Source organism: Vibrio sp. J1-1 (assembly GCF_021728395.1).
Classification (GTDB): domain Bacteria; phylum Pseudomonadota; class Gammaproteobacteria; order Enterobacterales; family Vibrionaceae; genus Vibrio.
Genome location: NZ_JAKKCM010000004.1, coordinates 156,938 through 182,235, shown reverse-complemented (window position 1 = coordinate 182,235; position 25,298 = coordinate 156,938). Strand labels below are relative to the sequence as shown.

Here is a 25,298-nt window from a genome sequence, read left to right as displayed (position 1 = left end):
GCGATGTAATTAAGACAACGTGATTGATGTCTTAATTACATCATATTCTTACGGCTGTTTATTTATTGAACCCAAGCTTTTTACCCATTCGATATAAGTTACCGCGATCCATTTGTAAAAACTCTGCCGCTTTTGCCCAAACGCCTCCTGTTTGGTTCAAAGCATGTTCAATTAGATCTCGCTGATAGTATTCTATTAACACTCGCATTGGCTGACTTTCTTTTGGCAGATAATGTGATGTGTTTTTTACATCATCAATTGCCAGTGAGGTGTCAAAGTGACTCAGCATGATAGTTCCGGCACCTTGTTGTATGGCGTGTAAAGCCGCTCGAGTTAAGGTGTGTTCAAGCTCGCGGACGTTTCCGTACCAAGGTAAAGATTCAAGTTGAGTCAATACTTTCGGATGAACGTGCATATTAGGTGCATTGAATTGCTGGCGCACTTTTTCAAGAAGATACCCCGCTAAAACAGGAATGTCACCGTCACGAGCACGCAATGGCGGGACTTGAATTGGGAACACATTTAAACGGTGGAAAAGGTCAGCTCGAAATGTACCGGCTTCGACCTCTTTTTCCAGTTGTCGATTAGTCGCAGCGATGATGCGAACGTTAACCATCAAATGCTGGTCACTACCCACACGCTGAAGCTCACCTTGTTGGATAACGCGCAGCAGTTTTGCCTGCAAAATCAAAGGCAGTTCGCCAACTTCATCTAGGAATATCGTTCCACCATCAGCCAGTTCAAATTTACCGGCGCGGTGGCTATTGGCACCTGTAAATGCGCCTTTGACATGCCCAAACAGTTCGCTTTCAGCCAGTCCTTCAGGTAGGGCAGCACAGTTCACGTAGATCATTGGCTTATCGCTGCGATGAGATTGCGCATGAACCGAATGCGCGACCAACTCTTTACCCGTCCCTGTTTCACCTGTAATCAAAACCGCGTAGTCGGATTGAGCAACCGTGGCGATGTTATTACGCAGTTGAGTGATTTGCGGACTTAATCCAATCATCTCTCCTTTTTGTGAACGAGCTTGCTGGATAAGTGTTTGAGTGACGCTTTTCTGCTTTTGGTTTTGAATTTTGAGCGCTTTTAATTGAGCGATGTTACGCAGTGTCGCTGCAGTTAAAGCCGCAAAGGTTTCGATCGTAACGGGGTCGATATCATCAAACGCGCCTACTGCCAGAGCATCCATCGTCAAGGCACCAACCAGTTGTCCTTCCACATACAAGCTAAATCCCATACAGTCATGCACATCAATACATTGGTCTTCGGTTAACAATGTGCCGTCAAAGGGGTCAGGCAACGTACAGTGAGCATCGAACCGAACAGGCTCCCGGCTTTGAATAATGGCATCGAGCCTTGGGTGAGCTTTGGGAAAATAACGACGACCTAATACCGAGCTTGACAGTCCCTTCGCTGCAACGGGGGTGAGGAATCCGTCTTCATCAAAAATAAACAGGCAAGTGGCATCGCACGGAAAGACTTGTGCAACACCATCGATAAGACTCTGATATTGCTGTTCATGAGAGCGATTGGAACTGAGGTTTAATGCGATATTGAGGAGTACGTGGTCAACAGTAGGAGTCATTACAAGCCCAAAGTTATCTGGAAAGGGCTTATGCTAACAACTTGATGTCATTTAGACATCGAAAATGTCAGAAGTTTGATGTTCCATTGACGACGATCAAATTTGAACTCAAAAGAAACGCGCAAGCATACGTGTTATTTATGTATGCTTGCGCGGATTATGAATTTTAACCAAAAGACCAGAGCAATTACGCCGATTAAGCGTACTCAGGTTAGCGAGGAACAACCCTCGCGTCACTACCATACATGTTAATTTGTACCGCCTGGCCAGGCTGGAACATCATGTTTGGGTTCGCTTCTTGAACGATAGAGATGATTTTCCCATCCTCCAAGCGGATTGTTAGGTTCACACCGTTTCGTTTCGCGGTTGCCTCTGCGGTTTTACTACCCGCATAACCACCCAACAGACCACCACCAATGGCGGCGATATCAGAGCCTGAACCGCCACCGACTTTTGAGCCTAATATACCACCTACTGCTGCACCAGCGATTGTGCCGATGGCGTTGGATTGCGTGGAGGCATCAATGGTCACTGGTTCAACTTTTTCCACCGTTCCGTAGTAAACCTGCTGAACTTTTCGAGTGTCTGCCGAGCCATATGCATCACCGTAAGGATTAGGAGAAGTACAGCCTCCTAGTACGATTACGGAGAATGTAAGCAACATGCCTACCTTGACGTATTTTTTCATATAACCTCCAAATGGTTTCTATACACAAAGAGTATATACCCCCACTTTAATATGTGTTTAGATATTCTACAAATCAGTCACTTAAGGGAAATTTTTCTCAAAAAACTTACATTTTCAAGCTGTCTTAACTGTCTTTGAGCGTATGAAAACCGGAATAGATACGTGTGAAGGTAGTGAACCAGCATGCCGCACCAAATAGGTAAGCAATCAGGGCGAAATTTTGAGGAAAAATACAAAACGCAATAAACGCAGCAATGGTTTCCGTGCCTTCAGTCAAGCCACTCATATAGTAAAGTGATTTGTGTTTATAAACTGGATTCTCGATACCCTGTTTACTGGCCATTATCGCAAATGCCAAAAAGCTACTACCCGTTCCGACAAACGAGAAAATTAAAAAGGCACCAGCAATGGCATTTTGTTCGGGGTTGGCGAGCACAAATCCAAAAGGGATCAGTGAATAAAACACAAAGTCCAAGCTGATATCGAGAAAACCACCAGCGTCGGTAATCCCCTGAATTCTCGCTAAGGCGCCATCAAGCCCATCACAAAACCGATTGACTAGGATAAACAAAAGAGCTGTCAAGTAATGCTCTGTGATCAGGGCTGGCACTGCCAAGCAGCCAACAGCAAAACCAAATAGGGTGGTTTGGTTAGCGGTGATACCAAACTTATCGACGAATTTCGCACTTTGAGTCAGGGGCCACCTGATGACTTTGATACTGAAACGATCAAGCATTCTCTGTCTCCCATGGCCAAGTTATACAGCGACTACCTTCGGGAATGTCATCTTCATCGTGAGTGACCATTATAGTTGGGATATTGGCTTGTTGAAGTTGCTCGACTACCCAAGTACGAAATTGGATTCTAAGGTCTTTATCTAGCTTGCTAAAAGGCTCATCTAAAAGCGCTGCCTTGGGCTGTGCAAGCAACATACGTGTCAGTGCAATACGTGCTCGTTGGCCACCCGAAACTTGGTCGGGGAAAGAGTTTGCAATTTTGAGTAAGGAAATGTTCCTCAAGGCTAGCATCGCGTGTTCTTTTCTTGCGTTAGCTTTGATGGTATTTGGCAGTGCGAAGGCTAGGTTTTCCCATATCGTCAAGTGAGGGAACAGCATATCATCCTGAAATAGGATTCCTACTTTACGCTTGTGCGCGGGAAGTGGATCAAGAGTTTCATCGTTGAGTGTAACGGACCCCGAATAATGGAACTCGTTAGAGAGATGTCCGGCAATGGCATCTAACAGAGTAGATTTACCACAGCCGCTTGGTCCCATCAGGGTAACAATTTCGCCTTTCTCTACAATGATATTAAATCCAGAGAAAAGTGTGTCGCCATTGTTTTTATGGATGGCGAGGTTTTTGAGACAAAGACTCATGGTTAAGTAAACCTTTCATTGAAAGTCGGCGGTATTTGCCGTTTAAACGGCTTAGTAAAATTGCAAAAGAGAAGAACATTAATGGCAAAAGTGCCTGACAAATCGCGTAGATTGCCGTAACACGGCGGTCGAAACCACTAGAAAGCGCTACCGCTTCCGTTGTGATTGTGCTGATTCGACCCGCACCCAGCACCAGCGTCGGCAGGTATTGCGCTAAGCTAACGCTGATACCTACAGCCCAAGCGAAAACAATGGCAGGCAACAGAATTGGTAGTTTTACTTTAAGCCAGGTTTGTAGCGGTGTTTTTCCCAAGCTAAGGGCAACACGAGTTAAGCCGTTATTGAAGCTGCGCCAAGGGCCGTCCAGTGATAAGTAGACAAATGGGAAAGCGAAGAAAACGTGTGCCCAACAAACCCAGAAAAAGTAGGCATTGCTGTTAAAGTACAAAGTCGCGACCTGTATTCCAAAAAGTACGGACAATTGTGGGATAAGCATAGGGATGGCAATGACGTAGCCCGGAACCTGCCAGCGATAGCGAAGCTTATATTCGTGGGCAATTAACGCCAGAATTAGAGCAACGGAGGCGCTGATCAAGGCGATTGTGATACTTTGCCCTATGGTGCCTAAAATACTATGCCATTCATATTGCCAAAAGCGCAGGGTGTAACGACTGGGTAAGAGATCCGGAAATTGCCAACGTTGAGCAAAACTCCACAGCACCATTAAAGGTACGATGACAAAAGTAAGCAATGTGATCAGGGAAAACAGCACTTTTCCGGGTAGTCTAAGCCCCGATCGTCCAGAATATTGCCAACGCTTAAAGCCTTTTGTGATTAACCATTCGACAAAACGAGTAAAGCCAATCAACCCAGTGGCAATAGCAAATAAAATCACTGCGCCTGAAGCCGCTCTTGGCCAAAGTGCCAGATCAGGATCATTAAACCATTGCCAAACCAACACAGCAAAAGTTGGCGGATTAGTAGGGCCGATAATGAGCGCGATATCGACAACCGATAAACTATAAGCAATCACGGCCAGCATAGGGAATCTCAGTTTTGCTAACCATTGTGGAAAAATGCATTTCCACCATGTCTGAGCGGTACTGTAGCCCATTGAGTGGCTGACTTTTTCAATTTTATCAACATTGAGCTGCTGTAAAATTGGAATACTCATCAGTAGCAGGAAAGGGGTCTCTTTGATCGCCAGCATGATGATCAAACCAAGTGCATGCGGGTCTTTAATCAACAAAGCTAAGTCATCAACGGTTTGTTCGTTTGGGTCGAAACCCAAGAATTGAGTCGCAACTCGAACCCCTAGGCCTGTCGGAGCAAACAAAAAAGCAAAGCCGATAGCGAAAGCGACATGCGGCATCGCAAGTAGTGGCGACAGGATAACCTCTATTTTTCGCCAAAACCTGCTGTTCCAAGCCGATTGCAAAATAGCAAAGGTGAGTATGCACGCTAAATAACTGCTGAAAATAGCAGAGTAGAGAGTGAGTCCGATAGAGGTCCATACCCCTTCCCAGTCAAATACGGCAACAAAGCCGTTTAACGAGAACTGGGTCAGACCGATAGGTGGTACATAGCCAAGCGCAGAAACCACCACCCCTAGCAAGCCGGGGATGGTGGGCAAAATACAAACCGCGATAATAACTAGATACAGCGCTCTTAACATTTGTTTGTACTAATTCCCGTAACGTTTTAACCACTCTTGCTCTAGGGCGTTTTGCCAGCTCGGGTGTGGTTCATCAATCGATTTAAATTGTTGTGTATTCTTTGCCGTACCCGTTAAATACTCACTACTTAGTACGGAAGGATCACCCCAAACATTAATATCGCCTTTACGAGACTGTGCCTCAGGGCTTAGTAAGAAGTTTATCGCAACTTGCGCACCTGCATTGGCGTTTGCATTCCATGGGATAGCCAGAAAATGGATATTGGATAGCGCGCCAGTATCCATGGCATAAGCTTTAGTTGTTTCAGCAAGAGTACCGCTCGACTGGGCAGAAAAAACGGCATTTGGGTTGAATGTAATGGCTAAATCAATCTGACCATCGTCAAGTAATTGCAGTGTTTCTGCTGTGCCTGCCGGGAACTGTTGGCCACCTCTCCAGGCCACTTTGTGAAACTTATCTAAGTATTGCCATAGCGGCTGCGTGACTGGTTCAAATGTCTCTGCGTTTACTGGTTTCTGCAATGCTGGTTCGTTATTGGTCAGCTCGATCAATAACGCTTTAATGAAACTGGTACCGTGGAATTCCGGCGGGCGTGGGTACGTCAGACGATTGGGAAACGCATTTGCATAACTGAGCATTTCTGCAAAAGAGTGAGGTGGATTATTCAGGTTTTCCGTATCATGGATGAATACTAACTGACCCACTCCCCACGGCGCTTCTAGTCCGTCGGTTGGCTCAGAGAAATCCACATCGACAGGTAGTGTTCTGTCTACGTATTGCCAGTTTGGCAAAGCATCAACAAACGGACCATATAGTAGCTGGTTGTCCTTCATCGATTTGAAGTTTTCACCGTTGATCCAAACCATATCGACACTGCCCCCAGTGTTTTTGCCAGCGGCTTTTTCTGCAATCAATCGAGTCGTGGTTTCGGAAATGTCGGTGACTTTGACATGATTGAGAGTCACATTGTAGCGAGACTTGAGCTCCTTGCCAGCCCACTGGATATAGCGGTTGATTTCTTGGCTGCCGCCCCAAGCATGAAAGTAGACTGATTGACCATCAGCTTGTTTCTCGATGGCTTGCCAATCTTCAGCAAATGCGTTGGTAGTAAAAGCCGTGGCTAAAATGCCGATGGCGCTAAATAGCTTATTCATACATTATCCGCTTTCGTTAATTTATTCTTACTTCGATGAGTGCGATAAGGCTTATAAAATTCAATCCTTTACATGGATAGTAAGCTATCTATTATTATTATCAACGTGAATACCCGTAGGATTAACGCATCGACTAATAGAATTGCCATCAATGAAAGGTCAATTAGAGAAAATATAACGTGAGCACTTAAGTGCTATTTCAAGAATAAGAGTGACCGTGCGGAGCAATAAATTCTTTCAGATGAATATATTAATGTGGCACATCGATTGATATTAAAGATGGGACAAGAGGCTTCTGAGCGGCGAAAAGCAAGAAAGCAGCCATCGTAGGCTGCTTTCTGATACCAATCACTTTACTCGGTGTATTGATTAGTTCATCCAGTCACGCAGTGTAAATGTCAATTCATGCTCTGAGTTTTTAAGAACTAAACCACCTTTAGTTAGCGTGATGTCACTCCAGTCAGATAGTGTCGATGACATCGCTTGTTCGACGTTCATGATGTCACCAATACACATTTTCATGGTCATGCCCATCTTTTCGATGCGCAGTTGGTTGTCTTTTAGTTCAGCCTGGCCAAAGAAGTTGTTACATCCAGCATTACCGTTAGCTGTGAGGTTTTCACCAATTTCTAGGCGAGGTGCTTTTTGACGTTCGGTAAGTTCAATGTTTTTACCATCTATCTTAACCAGCTCCCAATTGTGGTGCTGTAAGTCTTGAGCCGTTATTTTTTTCACATTATCACCGTTGCTTGCACATGCCGTCATCAGGACAGGAAGGGAGATTGCCGCAACTAACGTTTTTAGACTAAGCTTCATTTAATAGACTCCGTTATAAAAAACGAGAATAAGTGTAATTAATAAAACACTGTTTTTTGTCAACATACGGTAATAGTTTCGTATGGCCCTGACATAACGCAGTTTACCTCTGGGTAACAGCAATGTATCGTTGTATTTGAGTCGTTTTTGACATTCACAATTAAAGAACGGTTTTAGCATGGAGCAATTGGAGTTTTTTAGCGTCCCTAGTCCTTGCGTTGGCATTTGTAGTGCTGATGAAAAGGGGTATTGCAAAGGGTGTATGCGCAAGCGAGAAGAACGATTTAACTGGCAGAAGTACACACCTGCCCAGCAGCTTTATGTGATTAAGCTTTGTCGTCAGCGTTACAGAAGAAAACTGTTAGCAGGGAAAGGAAAGGTTGAACAGTCAGCAGAAGATATTTCACCGCAACAAGATTTGTTTTAAAGTGTTTATTCCCAGCCCGCATTAACGTCTTGTGAGCCGGGAAGATCCTATCCATATTATGCTCTGTAATACAGGCATCTGGCGTTACTTCATTTTCATAGACCAAGTATCGCTAACCCAACCTCCTGCTTGTTCGTCGAAGTGGTTTCCAGCAAATCGATGGTTAAGTTCAACATCTAATTTGCTCGTTGGATTTTCATCCATCAGTCTATGGATGTATCTCGCCATAGGATCCGTACAGGATTCTCGTTCTCTACGGGTAACCACGTCTTTAATCATTTGAAGTCGGTAGCTATTGCTGGCTCGTTTCATTTTTGACCTCCAGAACTCGATGGCAGCATTTGACACATATTGACGTTCAGAATCGCTGCTCATTGGCGCACGCGTTGAGGCGAGTCACCGTAGTTTGGAGTCCAAAGACAAATTGTTTGAGAGCAGTGTTTGCAACGCCATTTCCATCTTTCTTACACTCGCTCTCACTACCGTTCAAAATGTCCGGAAAGTTAATTGACGAGCCTATATTTTCGAAAGACCTTATCTAACATAGAAGCCCAACACAGGGGCGTCAACAATACAAATGAACATTTTTTGAACAGTTTGTGAAGGTAGAGAATTTTCAGCAATTTACGGAAATAAAAAACCGGAACAAAAACGTTCCGGTTTTTTAAAACAAACTTCGGCTAGTAAGAGCGTTTAGCTCCTATACAAAAATGATGAATTCAGTCATTAGCTACTGGTTGCTGGACAACCTGTCACTGCCTGACTATTGCTGAAGTACTGAATATTACCTAAATTCTTCTCGTAGTTTGCTGCTGAGATTTGAGGGTGATTAACGAAGAACTCTCTGAGCACAGAAGCATCGGTCATTTGAGTCGATTCAACGTCAATGACTGGGTAGTCGTCACCACCAGCGGCACTGAAGCTGATTACTGAGAAGGTATAAGTTGCGTCCAAGTTGAAACCTTTGCCATTAATATCAGTGATTGATACAGAGCCAGCATCACAATCGACATCCAGTGTAATGTTATCCAGTTGCGCGTAAGCTCCAGAGCCTGCAGATTTTGTCGCAACAACATCTAAGTAATCTTGTACTTCCTGGCCTGTCATGGTCGCTTTAGTTACGAAGTTACCAAATGGCTGTACTGTGAGGACGTCACGATACGTAATATCACCCGCCTGAATCGAGTCACGCACACCACCAGAATTCATTACGCCAAAATCGGCATTCACCAGGTTGTATGTGCGGTACGCTTCGCCCAGAAGGTGACCTAAGTTAGTTTGCTGAGAGCGTACAACGCTGCGGTCGCCTTCCAGTTTTCCGTCGGTGCTAGAGACAACAACATCAAGTAGCTCTTGCCCTTGCTCTTGGTAGGTACGGAGCGTTTCTTGGACAATCGCGTCTGGTTGGAAATAGTCACCAATCACTTGATCGTTTTCATCGAGTAGGTTAACTGGAATCAATGCGTAGTTGGCGAGGTGCAGTTTGCCGTCGAAGTATTCAAAATCAGCGCGACCTACATACTTACCCCACTCATGGGCTTGCATGATGTAAGTGCCATTCTGTTGGTCTGGAGTACAGTCATCGCCAGGGTTGAAGTCCGCGTACTCGTTGGTGCCTGGTTCCATACAAACAGGGTTTTGCGAGTGGCCACCGATGATCGCATCTAACTGACCTTCTTCAAGAGAGCGAGCCAGTAGTACATCGCCAGGTGCTTCACTGCCATGGTTGCCATCGTGATAGTGGCCCATGTGGGTCGTTGCGAAAACAAGATCAACATTTTCGTTGTCTTCTATTTCTTGAAGAACTTTCTTAATTTCGTCTTGAGGATCTGCGAAGTGGATGTCCGCCACGTTGTCTGGGTTAACCAGTTTTGCTGTATCTTTTGTGGTTAGACCAACAACCGCCACATTTAGACCGTTAATCGTGAACACTTTGTACGGAGCAAAGTAACGCTCATCGGTTACATTACCGTCAGTATCTTTCTTGTAGATGTTCGCTGCTAGCATAGGGAAGTCTGCCAGCTCAGCCTGCATGTCCAAGATATCTAGTGCGTTATCAAATTCGTGGTTACCGACTGCCATTGCGTCGTAGCCAATCAGGTTCATGCCGATAAAATCGGGCTTCGCATTTTGCATGTCTGACTCTGGTACACCAGTGTTGATATCACCACCAGAGAGGAGAATGGATTCACCACCGTTTGCTTCCACCTCTGCACGAATAGATTGGATTAAAGTGTGGCGTGCAGCCATGCCGTATTCGCCATCATTGTTATGCCAAAAACGACCATGGTTATCGTTAGTATGAAGAACGGTGAATTTTGTGCATGAATCAGCGGTTTCGCAAGTGATAGAAATACTATCGCTATCTGACCCACATCCTGCTAAAACCGCGCCTACTGAAAGTACCAATAGAGATTTGGAGAATTGCATAAGTAGAACCTTTGTTTGTGATTTTGTTATTGTTACGGCGTGCAATATACGGAATTAATGTGAAAGTTTAGTGATCAAGCTCTTATTTATACTTGTGTCAAATCAGTGAGTTATTCAGCTTGCAAACGTGGTCTACAAATAAACAGAAACGGTTTTTAGCGTTAAATGTGTGTTTTATTTAGGCTGTTTTTGTGAGGAGGTTAATAGAAGTGCACTTTATTTGTGTGGAATCAGGTGCATATTTTGAGGCATCAAGCAGACAAAGACTGAAATTTTAGATTTCTCTATTGCTGTCTCAATTTAGAAGCAGATAGTACATGATCTTTGTGCGTGTTAGGGCAGTGGACAGCTTTCTGAGGCGTAAAGGTTCTTTCTGAGGCGTGAGGGTTAAAGGGCCTAAAATAGTAAAACCCCGAAGGTGGTAAGTCTCCGGGGTTTTGAAATTTTTTAGATAATTCGGTTGGTAAGTCCGGTTATCTTTTATGCAAAAGGTTTGGATTTAATCCGAGTAATTCCTTGGTAGGGAATTAGATACGGATGAAGTCCATGTGTTCAACTTTTGGCTTGAACGCGTGACGTTGAACGTCTTGTGGCTTAACTTTAACTTCTTTGCCATCAATAACTAGAACTAGCGCTTCGTAAAACTCAGGCTTGTCCATTTGGTTGATGACTTCGTCGTGGTTAAGAACGATAGCTACAGCTGCTTCTTCACCGCCGTATACAACTGCAGGGAATTTGCCAGCGTGACGTAGGCGGCGGCTCGCACCTTTACCTAGTTCAGTACGTACTACTGCTTCGAATTTCATAGTATTTACTCTCAAATTAGTAAAAATAAATTTTCACAATCAACAATGCGACCTTGTTGTTTGTGGTAAGGCTTGACACAGGAACTGTTCAAGCGAGCGCGGATACTATCATTCCACCCGAGCTTCAGCAACCAAAATTGTATCTAAATCAACAAAAACAGCCCAATAAAGTATGTCTGAGAAATGCACCTTACATAGGTAGAACAAAAAATGTGCCACTTGTATTTGTTTTCACCGCTTTTCTGCGTTTACTCTCAGCTGAAGCTAGAACCGTTCACGGCGATTAAGTGCGGCTTCTCTGCAATATAAGTGTCGCTTTCAAGCCACCCATTTTACTTGCTTCTAGCTCTAATTGCCCGCGGTAACTATGCGCCATTTCACTGACAATATTTAATCCCAACCCTGAGCCTGGTGTTTCTTCGTCCAGCCTAAACCCTCGTTGGGTCACACGCTCTAACTGTTCTTTAGGAATCCCCGGACCGTCGTCTTCTATGATAAGGCGGATATTTTCCTTATCGTGAATAGAATGGACACGAATCATTTGGTTTGCCCACTTGTAGCTGTTCTCAAGTAGGTTACCTAACATTTCGTCAAGATCACTTTTCTCTACCGCTACGTTTAATTCAGAGTCGAGTTCACTGACCAGTGTGATGTCACGTTGGGCGTACACTTTATCAAAGGCCATCGAAATGGCATCGACTCGTTCGGCTGGATTGGCTTTGACTGATAGGATATTCATCGCCCCCGCCATTCGTGCTCGTCCTAAGTGATAATCAATGTGTGATTGAATTTGATTCAGTGGTTCATCTAATCGAGACTGGGCGTTTGTATCCAACGTGCGTACTTCGTTTTTCAGGACAGATAACGGTGTCTTTAGCGCATGGGATAAATTCCCGGCATGGTTTCGTGCCCGTTCTAAAAGCTCCTGATAATGAAACAGTAATGCGTTAAGATCGGAGATTAAGGGAGAGATCTCTTTAGGGTAGGTCTCTTCCAGACTGGTTTTATTTCTCGATTTAAGCTCAGCGAGCTCTTTCTGTAATTTAGTAAGAGGGCTTAAAGACCATGCTATCTGCACCAAAATAACGGTGAGAACACCAGCAAACAGCAAGCCTAAAATTAACCACAATTGTCCGATTAACGTTTGAAGTGTATTTTTGATTGGGGCTTCATCAATACCGACAACAACATGAATAGGGCCATTATAATCGGGTAAATACAGTACCTTTTCCAAGGTAATTAGCTTCTCATCGCGAGCGCCATAAGCGTCTTTGTCGAGCTCTTTATACTCGATTCTTTTGTCCCATAAAGAGCGTGAACGTTCGAGGTTAGTTTTGGTCGAGGCGCTCCAGTACAGCCCGCTATAAGGTCTGCTAAAGCGCGGATCAGAAAGTTGTGCGGCTAGAGACAAATGCCCGGTTTTGTCGACTTCTAACTGCGCGGCGATCTCGTCCATAAAAACGCTCAGTTGGGAACGAGTGTCGTCCACCATGTAGTTATAAACCTGAGTTGGGATGGTGACGCCAGCAGCAAGTATCATCGCGGTTAACCAAACAACAGCCGCTAATACCAGCCGACTTTTAATACTGAGCCGTTTTAACGGATACAGCGGTAGTCGATATTTATTTGGCATTTAATTGGTACCCTAAGCCTCGGACGGTTTTGATGATTTTAGGTGCGATTTTTTTGCGGATACGGCCAATAAAGACTTCAATGGTGTTTGAGTCTCGGTCAAAGTCTTGTTTGTAAATGTGCTCGACCAGTTCTGTCCGTGAAATTACTTTCTCCGGATTATGTACAAAGTACGCAACCACTTTATACTCGAGCGCGGTTAAGCTAACAGGTTCGCCTTTCCACATAACTTTAGAGGTTCGGGTGTCCAAACTCAGATCGCCAATTTGCATGACAGGAGAAGCATTACCTGAAGCTCTGCGAAGCTGGGCACGGATACGGGCGATCAACTCAACCATCTCGAAAGGCTTGGTGAGATAATCATCGGCACCAGCATTAAGGCCTTCGACACGTTCGGTGAGTGTGTCGCGAGCACTGAGAATGACGACAGGTGTATTGATGTTTTCATCTCGAATGCCGTTCAATACTGACAAGCCATCCAGCTTAGGCAAGCCGAGATCCAGAACGATCACATCCCACTCTTCTGTTGTCGCACGATATAGCGCATCAATCCCATCTTGAGAGAGTTCAGGTACCCAGCCAGTGCTTTCTAACGTCTTGATGATTTGCTCACCAATGCGAGGATCATCCTCGACAACAAGTATTTTCATAGTGGCTTCTTTGTTCGTTTATTGTTGCTGTGGTTTCAGTGCTTTATTGAAGCTACGCCCTTTTACTTCGAGCATTTCTAATGTTGCAGCATCGTATTCAACTTTTAAGACGTTGTTGTCAAAGAGGATTTTTAATTCGTAAACCCACGCACTATTATCTTCTTCGAGTTCTACTTTAATAATACGACCATATAAGTCCTTTTCGACCGTCGTGTAGAGTTCAGAAAATGGTCGAATATCACCGTTTTGCACCGCGCGGTAGACCTCATCTTGGTCTTCATAAAATTCAATCTCGGTACCAGGTTTTATCACATCCTGTACAATCGCATGGCCATCTTGCGACGATGTCAGATCCTTTTGCTGTGCGAACGTTGACGCTGAAATTAACACTGGAAGCAAGCTTAGAAACAACGTAACACGCTGAGAATTGGTTGGTTTGTTCATAATAAAACCTTTTCTAAACAATTGGCAGAATTATAGGCAGCGGTATATGAATAGAAGGTGAACCTGCCTGTTAGCTGCTTGAGTGGTTCACTTCGTTGACTTAACTGAAATACATCGCCGGATTTCTTCAATATCACTGCAGCTCATCATCAAAAATTTTGTCACGCAGTTTCCAAAAGCGTCCTGACTTTCTGGCTATCACAAATTGTGGTAAGCGAAAACGATGCTGATTTGCCACCACTCGAGTCGGAGACGCTTCGTCAAACGGGCGATGCTTGTCCGCTAGGTGAGGACGAACAAATTGGTCTTTGAAGTTCTGTTTCTGCTTTTTGGTACTTAGAGACCAAAACTCATGTACTAAGGCGTTTCCTTCACCTTGGTATGGTTCTCCCGAGTAGGTGACTTTTAACTGAGACTTGCCGTCTTGGGATTTGAATACAGATAGGTCCATCTCTGTGCACTCGAATATCAACGCATCTTTCAGGTTGAGCGCTTCTTTCAACTTCTTATCCGGATCAACTAATGTGGCATCGCATTCATGGCAGATACGCGCAGCGATGTCGTTGTCTGCACCACATTCACCACAATATTTTGCTCGGAATCGATAGCCACAATGCTCACGCTCACCCGTTTCTTCGTCTTCGAAGTAACCTTGGCAACGGCGGCCGAAGTGTTCCAGCAAAAAGCCATTGTTGTCCAGTTTGCCCCAGAAGTTGTTATTAAAACCGCAAGCAGGGCAGGGAATGGTGATGATCTCGCTGGTGGAGTCGGGTTTAGGGTCACCGACTTCAGGTTGATACAAATCGTAGCTATTTCCCGCGTAATCAAGAACCAAGCATTCAGACTTACCTTCTGACAGGCGTAGCCCGCGGCCAATGATTTGCTGATACAGGCTTACTGATTCTGTAGGACGTAAAATGGCAATCAGATCAACGTGTGGTGCATCAAACCCAGTGGTTAATACCGATACGTTAACCAGATACTTGATTTCACGGTTTTTAAACGCTTGGATGATGGCGTCACGCTCCGGTGTTGGCGTATCACCGATGACAATTGCGGTTTGACCCTCAGGTAATAAACCATGGATCTCCTGCGCGTGACGAACCGTGGCGGCAAAAATCATGACACCATGACGGTTTTTAGCGTATTGAATGATTTGTTCGACGATTTGTGGCGTGGCACGTTTGGCTTTGTCGATCACCATATCCATTTCCGCTTCTTTGTAGCGCCCAGTATTGGCGGGTTTAAGCTGCGAAAAGTCGTAGGACAAAACAGGTGCGTCCATCATGCGAGCTGGAGTAAGAAAATTTTCATCGAGCAAGTATCGAATCGGTAATTCAAATATGCAGTCGCGGAAGAAGCGAGGCTCTTCAGTGCGCACCTGTCCGCGAGTATGGTACTGGTAAATCCAACCCATGCCCAATCGATAAGGGGTCGCTGTAAGACCAAGAACTTTAATCCCCGGGTTCAACTCCCGCAAATGAGTAATCACTTTTTGATAGCTACTGTTTTTATCATCTGGCACTCGATGACATTCGTCGATCACCAGCAGTGAGAATTGGTTTTTGAAGGCATCTAAGTTCCTTACCACCGACTGGACAGAGGCGAACACAACTTGCTGATCGGTTTCTTTGCGTCCAAGACCTGCAGAGAAAACTGAGCCTTTAAGATCGTAACCTTCGTACTTAGCATGGTTTTGCTCGACCAGCTCTTTAACATGCGCCATAACCAAAACTCGCCCTTTAGCCAGACGAGCCAATTCGGCAATCACCAGACTTTTACCAGCACCAGTTGGCAACACAATCACAGCAGGCGTTGAGTGTTTACGAAAGTAATGAATGACTGCTTTTACAGAGTCAGCTTGATAGGGACGAAGTGTATACATGAAAAAATGTGAAATTGCTCAACTATTCCAACTAGGAACGTTATAATACCTGACTTTTATACCCAAGTGATCTTTGAACCATGATTCGGAGAGCATTTGGGTATAATTCAATGAGGTATTCATGCGTTTAGATAAATATTTGTGTGACGCTCTGGGTGCGACGCGCAAGCAGGCAACAAAGATCATCAAGAGTGGTGAAGTGACCGTTGATGGTGACATTCAAAAAAGTGGGGCATTCAAGGTACCAGAAGGTGCGGAAGTCATATGGAAAGACCGTGTCGTTGGAGCGCCGGGGCCGCGTTACATTATGTTGTACAAACCTGCTGATTTCGTTTGTTCACATGAAGATGGTTACAATCAAACTGCATTCGTGTTGCTTGATGAGCCAAAAATCGAGAATCTCCATTTTGCTGGTCGTCTCGACGTTGACACGACTGGTCTGGTACTCATTACCGACGATGGTAAGTGGTCGCATCGTATTACATCGCCAAAACACAAATGTGAAAAAACCTACCGTGTCTGGCTAGTTGATGCTATTCAGCCTGATTATGCCGAGAAACTTGCCGAAGGCATCATGCTGCGCAATGAGCAGGAGGCGACGCTACCGGCGCGTTTAGAGATCGTAAATGAAGCTGAAAATGAGTTGTTGCTAACCATCGTTGAAGGCAAATATCACCAAGTGAAACGCATGTTTGCTGCACTTGGTAACAAAGTTGAGTATTTACATCGTGAACGCATAGGCGCTATTGAGCTGGACGCAGCACTAGAACCGGGTGATTACCGTTATTTGACCCAAGATGAAATTGATTCAATCTGGAATTAATCATAGCTCTAGGAAATTATTTAGTTCCTATTGGGAACTGGTTTTTTGGTAGGAATTCGCTCAAAATGGCCGTTCCTACCAAATTGATTTAGTGCCAGACATTTTTAGTATGTGTTGAACCTCAAGTCATTAACTGAGGAGCGATACCTAAGACACATGCTTTTCTCGTAAACATCTGATGTAGTAAATGAATGGTGGAGCAAGCTCCATCATTTTTCGTTTTAATATCATCGATAGTGTATGAATTTAGGTCGTTATCATATGCTTTTGGTGTCGAGTTCGTTTGAAGCACCTTGGTATACATCCGTCCTTTTGTATCTTGTAAAACGAGATTTGGATTCGTCGTTATTCCTACAATCAACGATACGAGAAGCTTTATTTATCACAGTATCCAATCCAGGGTGCGAGTGGTTGGGACACAACTAGAGGTAAAAGAATGACAGAAAAAGCTCAAAGTGCTCCGCAATCCCAAATTTCCTTTTTACTATTCATTGTTCTTGGGGCGATTGGCGCACTGACACCGCTTGCCATTGACATGTATTTACCTGCGATGCCTGCGATCGCGAAAGATCTCGGTGTAGCGCCCGGCGCGGTGCAAATCACATTAACAGCGTACACTGCGGGCTTTGCTATCGGACAGTTAATCCACGGTCCGCTTTCAGACAGTTTTGGCCGCAGACCTGTGCTGATTTTAGGTGTGTTGTTCTTTGGTTTAGCAGCCGTCGTGAGTGCGACTACAAATGGTATTGATGCGCTGACTTATGTCCGTACCGCACAAGGGTTTGCTGGTGCAGCGGCAGCGGTGATCATCCAAGCGGTTGTTCGCGACATGTTTGAACGTGAAGACTTCGCCCGTGCTATGTCATTTGTCACCCTAGTTATTACAATCGCGCCGTTAGTTGCGCCGCTGATCGGTGGGCATTTTGCGATCTGGTTTGGATGGCGCTCAATCTTCTGGGTACTAGCTGTATTCTCTGTTTTGGTTATTTCTTTAGTATTCTGGAAGATTCCGGAAACACTGAAACCAGAAAATCGCCAACCACTGCGCTTTCGTACGACACTAAGAAACTACGCTCGTTTGTGTTCGAGCTCAGAAGCATTAGGCTTGATGTTAGCTGGCGCATTCTCATTCTCTGGGATGTTTGCTTTCCTTACCGCAGGCTCATTTGTCTATATTGATATATATGGTGTTCGACCTGACTACTTTGGTTACCTGTTTGGTTTGAATATTGTCGCGATGATCATCATGACCAGCATTAACGGTCGCTTAGTGAAAAAGGTCGGCTCGCATACCATGCTTCGTTTTGGTCTGTCGGTTCAGCTTTTTGCGGGCATTGGTTTGCTAGTGAGCTGGATGTTGGATTTAGGTTTATGGGGCACAGTGCCTTTTGTTGTGCTGTTCATCGGGACGTTATCAACAATTGGTAGTAACGCGATGGCACTACTTTTAAGCGGCTACCCATTAATGGCTGGAACGGCGTCGTCACTGGCAGGTACATTAAGGTTTGGCATGGGGTCGCTGATTGGTGCGTTGGTGGCGGCACTTCCTGGCGGAGTGGCTTGGCCAATGGTTATTGTTATGTTTGCTTGTTCAGTGCTTTCTGCACTGTTTTATTGGACTTTAGGAAGAAAGGCGTAATGTCGGATTACACCAAAGAAATTCAGAATCTCGTTAACTCTGCGTTGGCAGATTTGGACGCGGAACATCGCTCAGGTAAGTTGGCGAATGCGCCTGTTGCTAACAACCATTACTTGGTTCGCTGGGTAACAAAAGCACTGAAATCGCAGAAATTTGGCCGAGTAGTGGGGGATGATCTGACCCGTTGGCAAAAGGCGGGGCGTTCAAAGGGGAACGATTCAGGCCTGCTGTTTATTTTTAATCGTATTTCAGCCTATTACGCACAGTTTTTCCCCGAAGGTGAAGAAGTGAAAGTGATTAAAGACTCTGACGTTGAAGCCTTTTTGGACGTAATGGAGCAAGCGGGCTGGGAAGTCTCTACCTCAGAGCAATTAGTGGGCTGCGGTAAGGTTCAGATTTTTACCGAAGGTCAAAACTCATTGGCACTGTGTGCAGACCAATGTGAAAGCTGTTTTGATGGTGAGTTACTGGTTAAACCAATGAGTTGGTTTGTTCGTGGTAATCATGCCGAGTTTGTCGAAAAAGCATCACAGGCGGGCTTTATGGTTCACAAGGTAACGGATTATAAATCGATGGTGAAATACCATGGCGAATACCTAATATTCCCTGCCAATGAAGGCAATCAATTAGCAGAGATTCCTCTCAGCTTTCAGGCATAATTTGCCCCGATAAACAAAAAAGCATCAGATTCGTAATGTTTCTGATGCTTTTTTAGTTTTAGCACTCATATTGGCTAGAAGCGATACTTCCAATAAACTCCGCCGTAGATGCCGTTGTAGTCTTGTAGAACGTCACCCATGTTACTTACTTCATTATTGTAGAGGTAATCTTCTTCAGAGTAATCTTCGTAACGAATATTGAATTGAACGCTTTGATTGTCTGATATTTCATAATCTGCGACACCTTCAAGACGCGAAGATTTGTACTCATTATCCGGGTATTGATAGCCGCTAGATGTGGTCGATGATTCGCTGTCCGCCTGGCTGTAGCTGTAGTCTAGGGAAAGCGTGAGTTTATCTTCAAGTAGTCCATCTTTGCTGACGCCAAAACCAACTGTGGTGACATCATCTTTCAGTTTTGTTTTGTATCTATTCCAACCAACGACATCAGAATTCGCATGTTGCTGTTCTGAGCGAATGATTTGTTGATTATAGAACACGTGCCCATTCAGATCCTCAGCTAGGTTGAAGTTGACACTCAGATCATAGCCGTAGTCTTCACCTTCACTCATGCCAATGTCAGGTTTGTCATAATCATCATTGCCGTACCAGAATTCCGCTAGGAGTTGTACATCTGCTGATAGATCGTAGCTACCGTCTCCTCGAAACTCTATGCGGTCTTTATCGGCTAAGTAGTACTGCCGTAAGTTTGGCGAGTCGCTACTTGAATTTCGCCAACTTGAACCATCGCGGAATAAGTAGGATAACTTACCTCCCAATTGCCATGGCGCTTCCGGACGATAACGCGCACCGAGATACATACTTTGTTCATCAATACTTTTACGATCCGCATACTCTCGTTTGTCGTGAGTATAGTCGTATCCGGCATTTAATCGGATATCTCGATTGAGGCGATGAGTGACCGCTGCTTCCAGTTTGGTTTTGGTTCGGTCATAACTGTCACGTGTTGCACCGACGACATCGTGTCTGTCAGACTCGTCGCCTTTGTCCGAATAGTCAGCAGATACTTTTAACGCTGTCTCGCGTGAGAGTTTGTTGTGATAATCCGCACTGATCTGCCAAGTGTTGGTTTCGCCGCGGAACGTATCTGAGTTAGAAGGGGACAACGAGAATGGGAGTAAGCCGCCTTCAGATGTGGCTTGTGACCACAAGATGCGTCCATTAAAGGTTTGTTGATTTAGGAGATAATTACCCGATACAGCAAACTGGTGGAAATCGTTGTCAGGCTCGTAAGAAAGTTGATTCGCGTAAGGGTTGGTTATGTCACCATAATAGAGTGCTGACATGTCATTGCGGAAGAAAGAGCCGCGATAAGCAACATCAACTAACCAGAGGTCTTCAACATAACTCAGGCCCACTTGAGTATTCAGCGTTTCATGATCGACCGCTTTAGGAATAAATCCGGGACCGGAACCATAGCTTGGTATTGTCGCTGAATAAAGTGAGGTAGTGCCTTCTTTGCGCTCATGCTTCATGGATGCATAGGGCTGCCAAGGCGTCTTAGGTGTGTACTTGAGCTCAAACTTGAAGGTTTCTCGAGTCACTTCGTGCTCATATTTGGTTAAATCTCCACTAGTCAGTGTCCCAGCACTGCCATCGTAGGCGCTTAATGATGAGCGATTCCAGTAGTATGGGGTTTCGCTATAGCTTGCTGATAAACGAAAACCGTCAAACTCTCCGATTTCCCACTGAAGCAAGAAGCGTTGTAATCCCAGATCATCGATAAGGAAACGATTGTAGAATCCATTGTCTTCATAGCGCTCAATATCGGCATTTAAGCTGCCGTTCAGACGCTTGTTATCTGAAGTTGTACCATGAAGCGGTGGGTTCCAGTTATAGAACCTTGTTGAACCATCGTTATCGAGGTAACCGACACCCACGCCAACTTCACCACTCCAGGTTCCGTCACTACTGCAGTCAGTACAATTCCAGCGGCTGGTATCAGCCTCTTGCGCATTTTGCAGTGAGTAATCATCTGCGTGTACTTGTAGAGATAAAGCAAGGGAAATAGCAATACAGATTTTCGAAAGTTTCATGCCACCCTCCTTAATATCTTAGCGTCTGACCGCGTGGGTGATTAGAACCGTGCACTTGAGTATGGCAGTTCATACAGCTACCACCACGAACCTTCAAGTCGTTTTCAGGCATTGCTACGTTAGCGTGAGGAACGCGGTGACAATCCTGACATAACATTGGCAGACGTTTGTTTAACATGGCTTTATTGACTGAACCGTGAGGAGAGTGACAGGCTGTACAATCTTCCGTAACGGGTTCATGCTCCCATAAATTTGGACCGCGTTTTTCCGCGTGACACTCGAAGCAAGTGTCATTGATAGATGACCAGTTGAGGCTCGCTTCGTTGGCTGTCTGATGTGGGTTGTGACAGTTCGAGCAGGTCATTACGCCATCAAGTACCGGGTGACTACTGCGCTTGTGAATGTCCGATTTCGCTTTTATATGACAATCGGTACATTTATCCGCTTGCAACTCAGCCACCATCATAGGGTCGTCCTTTTGATGCAATTGGTGACAACTTGAACAAGACAGGCCTTCAAAAGCGTGCTCACTACTGTGCCATGTCGAGCGCTTAGCGTCCTGGTGACAAGATAAGCACACACTATTTTGCTTTTCGACTGGAACAGGGGAGTTGGGACCAAAGGTGATCATTGGTTCCCGGACTTGCCCTTTACGTGGGTTACGCTCATGGTTGTTTGCAGGGCCATGGCAAGCTTCACACTGTTTGTCGTTCATTGGGCCGTGAATGTTGGCGGCCTTACCATGGACGTTATCGAAAATACCTGATGCAGGTTTATCGGACGTATCATCATGGCATCGTAAACATCCGTCAGGCCCACGACGTGAGTATTTCCCTTCCGAAAACTTCGTATCCAATATGGTCTGTATCTCTTCTCTCGATAAGGTCGCTGTTTCCGGCTCAGCCTCGGTAACCTCTTCTGAGTTTACCGAAGAGATCACCCCAAACCCGAGTATTAACACCACTAACCACCGCTGAATGATTGCTTTCATAACAATTCCTTTTTCCATCCTTAATCGTCAATTACTTATGATCAATGACGTTTCAACGGTAGTCATATACCTTGTGAACCTTGTCTACACCCTGAGATTGCCCAATAGCGTGACATGTCGAACATTGCTCAGAACCCATGGCTTCTTCTGCAGTATCAGCACCAAAGACCGCGCCGTTATTCAGCATGTGACTCAGGATTGCGTCACCTGCGACAGTCTCAGGATCGGCGTCAGCGAGCGCTGATTCAAGGTGACATGCACCACAGGCCACAAGAGCCGGACTGTAGTATTTAGTGTCTCCTGCTGTATTCATCGCCAATGATGGACGCGTATTTTCCTGACTTGGCAGGTTAAATTGAGACGAAGTATGGCAAGCTTCACAATTGTTTATTGCTCCTGGGAATACCGCCTCACCATTGCGATGAGAACCATACGCATGATATGAGTGTACGTGGTATTTCAGATCTGCTGGTATGCCAGTGTAAAAAGATGGGCGTTCTGAGTTATGGCAATTTTTACATTGCTGGAAATCAGTCGCCGCATGAGAGGTTTTGTGGATTGTCAATTCTTCATGACAACCGTTACAGCTCTCAATATCCGCGCCCATAGGGAGGTCATGAGAAATTTCTACACCACCAATACCGAAGGCTGCAGAAGTGTTATGCGCTGCAATCATGAACGGGTTCTTGATTAGATCAATACCAGTAAAGTTGACACACTCACTTAACACTGCTTCTTTTCTGTCTGCACAGAGAGGTACTTCTGCAATGTTGACAGTCAGTTTCGAGGTGCTGGTTGGTTTGACATCAGAAGTACTGAAGTCTTTCTGACAGGTGAACATGCCATCGCCTTCAGCAACACAGCCATCGCCAACCGAGCCGTCTCCATTCATGTCCAGATTAACGGTTGGGAGCGGTGATGGTGACGAGAAAGTTAAAGGGCTTAAATACGACAATAGAGGGCCTTCACCGTTATCCCAGTTAAGAAGAAGGTAGAAGTGATCGTCATTATTGATGTATGGATTAATGTCACCCATCGTGCTTATACCCACACCGTCTTTCATGATGCGAACTTGAACTTCAAAGCTATCATCAATGAATCGAGCTTGCTCGATTGTGACGTCTAAGGTATCTCTGGCGGTTGAAAGGTTCGCTAAACGCGTCATATGAACGGTTTTAGCGCTTCGGCTGGCATCTTCACCAATGATTGGATCACCATTTTCATCACGCTCATAAGGGCGGTGGCATCCAGTACAGGTATTTTGTGGAGAGCCGTCACGAATCCATGCCGTACCGACTTGGTTTGCATGGGCTCCGCGATCACGGAACAAGTGACAGGTTTCACAGGCAACTTGTGTTGGGTGTTCAAACCAGTTGTTTGCATCCGATGCTTTTGCCGTGTCACTCGAGTGACAAGTCGTACAGTTGCGCGCATCTTGTGGGAATGGGCTGCCCTCAACGACAAGACCGTTTATGTCCGTGACTAACTGTCCAGTATCGTCAACTGGCTGTTTATAAGTCGTAAGGTCACTTCTGTCACTACCAAGTTTAAAGACGTTACCGTGATATTGGTGTACGACGGCAGCAAGTGGTCGGCGAGCCGGTGCTGCACCAGGGTTACTGTCGTTGTGACAAGACGTACAAACGGCGATGTTGTTGTCGATTGAGCGATAACCCGGCCCATGACGAAGTGGCTCGTTCATATGACAATTCGCACAGGTTCCGTCTTCAATGACATTTCTTGATACAGTGCTGTCTGAACTGGTACCTGGCACCCACTCATAAACATGAGTAAAACCAACTTCTTGGTCCCCATAAGCGAGCACGATTCGGTGTAATTTATCCTCATCCCAACTTATATACCCGCCATTATCAGCGGAATCGGCAGGATACGGATCGGCGACTTTCAAAATGTCTGCAATTGCAAAGGTATAACGATAGCCGTCGTCTGTTTTCTCTAAATCGCCATCCCAAACATTCTCCATTGACGCTCTATTATTAGAGGCATCACTGGAGTGATGGAAGCTCTTCCAGAAGGTATTGCCGTTACGCCCGTTATAGTCGTAAGCAGGATCACTGGTATCTTCTACGTCACTACGGGCTGGCATTGCTTTCAACACCGCGATTCTAAAGTCTTTATCGGTGTCGAACGTGTAATCACGTCCCGCGCCGTCTAGAACGTTAAAGTCAACCACCAACTTTGTTTCATTACCACTGTCGGAGGGCATAAGCATCGGCGTTTCGATTTCGACGCTGAATGAACTGACATCTGGCGGAGGGGTATTTTGATCATTGCTACCGCCCGGACCACATGCGGCCATTAACATGGCAAGGGTTGTTATGAAAAGTGATTTTTTATTGTTCATTTTCCCTCTCGCTTTCACCTAATAGATTTAAATAAAAGTGGGACTAATTTAGATACAACTTGTTGAAGTTTCGGCTCTGAATATAAAGAGACCAAATAAAATGGTTTGCTTTATTCTTGTTAATTATCTTTTGGAGAGAGTGGACAACGACGGGTCAAAATTTACATTCCACTCTACCACTTACTGTTTTGAGTATAGACATAAAACCGTGTTTCACAGCTTGCTAAAGAGATTTTTTGAGTGTTGTGATGTCGCTCAAAGTGTTGAATGTTATGGGTTTTGTTGTTTTATTATGCATAACAATGACTTATAAAAAATAAGGTTAATATTTGCCTTTCTAATGTCGGCAAATTATAAGGGCTTGGTCTAACATGTATGGTGTATGTGAATGAGATGTTGTTTTGGATAGGTTGATATGGGAATTGCTTATAAAGAAGCGATGGCATAGCAGTGATTTGACGTTAGAAACGTCGTGTTTATTCCACTTTCTTTCTAGTAGATCTTAGATACAGCCGCCTTGTTCTCTCTGTCTTTCAATAATATTTAAGTTTAGGAATCGCAGCCTATGTGTTCTTCTTTGACAAAAATAACTCAAGCGTTGACGTTGATTACAGCAAACTTTCTTCTGGTTTCGTCAGTGCAAGCATCTGCTCCAGAATTAATTGAGCGTTTGGAATGTGAGGCATGCCATGGACCGCGTGGAGTATCTACAAATACCAATATTCCTTCTATCGCCGGCTTACCGGAATTTAATTTTATTGATCAAATGCTGCAATACGGTGAAGGGCGACCTGCTGAAACCGTTAAGCATGTTTATGGTGATACGAGTAAAAGTGGTGACATGGCGACTATTGTAAAATCGCTTTCCGAAGAGGAAGTGGAAGAGTTAGCCGCGCACTATTCTCAGCTCGCGTTTGTTCGTGCTAAGCAAGACTTCGATCAATCTCTCGCTGATAAAGGGAAAATGATTCACGAGAAAAATTGCGACAGTTGCCATGTGGATGGGGGAAGTGATCCGATGGATGAAACCTCGATTCTGGCAGGCCAGCAAAAAGGCTACTTGCTAACCACGCTCAAGCAGTTCCATAGCGGTGCACGTTCAGTAGATAAGAAAATGGATAGCGCTGTTAAAGGGTTAAGTGAAGACGATTTGGTGGCACTGTCTGAATATTACGCGAGTTTCCAATAATTC

General features: G+C 44.9%; 22 protein-coding genes. 5 read left to right on the top strand and 17 right to left on the bottom strand.

The window, feature by feature from the left end; all coding sequences use genetic code 11:
* Nucleotides 1-58: 58 nt before the first annotated feature.
* The 7 genes from norR to L3V31_RS07975 form a co-directional block, all read right to left on the bottom strand.
* The gene (gene norR / locus L3V31_RS08005; protein ID WP_237315560.1) at nt 59-1,588 is read right to left on the bottom strand and encodes a nitric oxide reductase transcriptional regulator NorR; all 1,530 of its coding nucleotides are present in this window, start codon (nt 1,586-1,588) and stop codon (nt 59-61) included.
* 211 nt (nt 1,589-1,799) lie between these two features.
* Complete coding sequence (locus L3V31_RS08000; RefSeq protein WP_237315559.1) at nt 1,800-2,276, bottom strand: glycine zipper 2TM domain-containing protein; 477 nt, start codon at nt 2,274-2,276, stop codon at nt 1,800-1,802.
* 124 nt (nt 2,277-2,400) lie between these two features.
* Complete coding sequence (locus tag L3V31_RS07995; RefSeq protein ID WP_237315558.1) at nt 2,401-3,012, bottom strand: CDP-alcohol phosphatidyltransferase family protein; 612 nt, start codon at nt 3,010-3,012, stop codon at nt 2,401-2,403.
* Nucleotides 3,005-3,652 (bottom strand): ATP-binding cassette domain-containing protein, encoded by a 648-nt coding sequence (locus L3V31_RS07990; protein ID WP_237315557.1) that lies wholly within the window; start codon nt 3,650-3,652, stop codon nt 3,005-3,007. The genes L3V31_RS07995 and L3V31_RS07990 overlap by 8 nt, the downstream gene beginning before the upstream one ends.
* Nucleotides 3,618-5,327 carry a thiamine ABC transporter permease gene (locus L3V31_RS07985; protein ID WP_237315556.1) on the bottom strand — a complete coding sequence of 570 codons (1,710 nt, stop codon included), beginning with the start codon at nt 5,325-5,327 and terminating at the stop codon, nt 3,618-3,620. Before L3V31_RS07985 ends, L3V31_RS07990 begins: the two co-directional genes overlap by 35 nt.
* Nucleotides 5,328-5,336: 9 nt before the next feature.
* On the bottom strand, nt 5,337-6,482 hold the full coding sequence (locus L3V31_RS07980; RefSeq protein ID WP_237315555.1) for an ABC transporter substrate-binding protein: 1,146 nt from the start codon (nt 6,480-6,482) through the stop codon (nt 5,337-5,339).
* 369 nt (nt 6,483-6,851) lie between these two features.
* Nucleotides 6,852-7,298, bottom strand: coding sequence for an META domain-containing protein (locus tag L3V31_RS07975; protein WP_237315554.1), 447 nt, complete (start codon nt 7,296-7,298; stop codon nt 6,852-6,854).
* A 178-nt stretch (nt 7,299-7,476) separates the two neighbouring features.
* Between L3V31_RS07975 and L3V31_RS07970 the strand changes: the two genes are divergently transcribed.
* Nucleotides 7,477-7,725, top strand: coding sequence for a DUF1289 domain-containing protein (locus L3V31_RS07970; RefSeq protein WP_237315553.1), 249 nt, complete (start codon nt 7,477-7,479; stop codon nt 7,723-7,725).
* An 84-nt stretch (nt 7,726-7,809) separates the two neighbouring features.
* Here the strand turns inward: L3V31_RS07970 and L3V31_RS07965 are convergent, their stop codons facing one another.
* The 7 genes from L3V31_RS07965 to L3V31_RS07935 all read right to left on the bottom strand — a co-directional run bounded on the left by L3V31_RS07965 (nt 7,810) and on the right by L3V31_RS07935 (nt 15,572).
* Nucleotides 7,810-8,037 carry a hypothetical protein gene (locus tag L3V31_RS07965; RefSeq protein ID WP_237315552.1) on the bottom strand — a complete coding sequence of 76 codons (228 nt, stop codon included), beginning with the start codon at nt 8,035-8,037 and terminating at the stop codon, nt 7,810-7,812.
* Nucleotides 8,038-8,451: 414 nt separating this feature from the next.
* Nucleotides 8,452-10,155 (bottom strand): bifunctional UDP-sugar hydrolase/5'-nucleotidase UshA, encoded by a 1,704-nt coding sequence (ushA, locus tag L3V31_RS07960; RefSeq protein ID WP_237315551.1) that lies wholly within the window; start codon nt 10,153-10,155, stop codon nt 8,452-8,454.
* Nucleotides 10,156-10,682: 527 nt separating this feature from the next.
* Entirely contained in the window at nt 10,683-10,961 is a 279-nt protein-coding gene (gene rplY, locus L3V31_RS07955) for a 50S ribosomal protein L25 (protein ID WP_237315550.1), read from the bottom strand.
* Nucleotides 10,962-11,244: 283 nt separating this feature from the next.
* Nucleotides 11,245-12,594, bottom strand: coding sequence for an ATP-binding protein (locus L3V31_RS07950; protein ID WP_237315549.1), 1,350 nt, complete (start codon nt 12,592-12,594; stop codon nt 11,245-11,247).
* On the bottom strand, nt 12,584-13,243 hold the full coding sequence (locus tag L3V31_RS07945) for a response regulator transcription factor (RefSeq protein ID WP_237315548.1): 660 nt from the start codon (nt 13,241-13,243) through the stop codon (nt 12,584-12,586). Before L3V31_RS07945 ends, L3V31_RS07950 begins: the two co-directional genes overlap by 11 nt.
* 18 nt (nt 13,244-13,261) lie before the next feature.
* The gene (locus L3V31_RS07940; RefSeq protein ID WP_237315547.1) at nt 13,262-13,687 is read right to left on the bottom strand and encodes a hypothetical protein; all 426 of its coding nucleotides are present in this window, start codon (nt 13,685-13,687) and stop codon (nt 13,262-13,264) included.
* A 133-nt stretch (nt 13,688-13,820) separates the two neighbouring features.
* Entirely contained in the window at nt 13,821-15,572 is a 1,752-nt protein-coding gene (locus L3V31_RS07935) for a DEAD/DEAH box helicase (RefSeq protein ID WP_237315546.1), read from the bottom strand.
* 121 nt (nt 15,573-15,693) lie between these two features.
* On the opposite strand from L3V31_RS07935, the gene rsuA reads away from it, so the two are divergent.
* The 3 genes from rsuA (at nt 15,694) to L3V31_RS07920 (ending at nt 18,693) form a co-directional block, all read left to right on the top strand.
* The gene (rsuA, locus tag L3V31_RS07930; RefSeq protein WP_237315545.1) at nt 15,694-16,395 is read left to right on the top strand and encodes a 16S rRNA pseudouridine(516) synthase RsuA; all 702 of its coding nucleotides are present in this window, start codon (nt 15,694-15,696) and stop codon (nt 16,393-16,395) included.
* A gap of 436 nt (nt 16,396-16,831) precedes the next feature.
* Nucleotides 16,832-18,034 (top strand): Bcr/CflA family multidrug efflux MFS transporter, encoded by a 1,203-nt coding sequence (locus L3V31_RS07925; RefSeq protein ID WP_237315544.1) that lies wholly within the window; start codon nt 16,832-16,834, stop codon nt 18,032-18,034.
* Nucleotides 18,034-18,693 (top strand): DUF2913 family protein, encoded by a 660-nt coding sequence (locus L3V31_RS07920; protein WP_237315543.1) that lies wholly within the window; start codon nt 18,034-18,036, stop codon nt 18,691-18,693. Before L3V31_RS07925 ends, L3V31_RS07920 begins: the two co-directional genes overlap by 1 nt.
* 74 nt (nt 18,694-18,767) lie before the next feature.
* Here the strand turns inward: L3V31_RS07920 and L3V31_RS07915 are convergent, their stop codons facing one another.
* Genes L3V31_RS07915 through L3V31_RS07905 form a run of 3 tightly spaced genes read right to left on the bottom strand, consistent with a single transcriptional unit; the run spans nt 18,768 to nt 24,106 of the window.
* Nucleotides 18,768-20,750: an MtrB/PioB family decaheme-associated outer membrane protein gene (locus L3V31_RS07915; RefSeq protein WP_237315542.1), complete on the bottom strand. Its 1,983-nt coding sequence runs from the start codon at nt 20,748-20,750 to the stop codon at nt 18,768-18,770.
* 10 nt (nt 20,751-20,760) lie between these two features.
* Nucleotides 20,761-21,741, bottom strand: a complete 981-nt coding sequence (locus tag L3V31_RS07910) for a DmsE family decaheme c-type cytochrome (RefSeq protein WP_237315541.1) — start codon at nt 21,739-21,741, stop codon at nt 20,761-20,763.
* A gap of 52 nt (nt 21,742-21,793) precedes the next feature.
* On the bottom strand, nt 21,794-24,106 hold the full coding sequence (locus tag L3V31_RS07905; RefSeq protein WP_237315540.1) for an OmcA/MtrC family decaheme c-type cytochrome: 2,313 nt from the start codon (nt 24,104-24,106) through the stop codon (nt 21,794-21,796).
* 565 nt (nt 24,107-24,671) lie between these two features.
* Between L3V31_RS07905 and L3V31_RS07900 the strand changes: the two genes are divergently transcribed.
* Nucleotides 24,672-25,295 carry a cytochrome c-553 gene (locus L3V31_RS07900; RefSeq protein ID WP_237315539.1) on the top strand — a complete coding sequence of 208 codons (624 nt, stop codon included), beginning with the start codon at nt 24,672-24,674 and terminating at the stop codon, nt 25,293-25,295.
* Nucleotides 25,296-25,298: the final 3 nt, after the last annotated feature.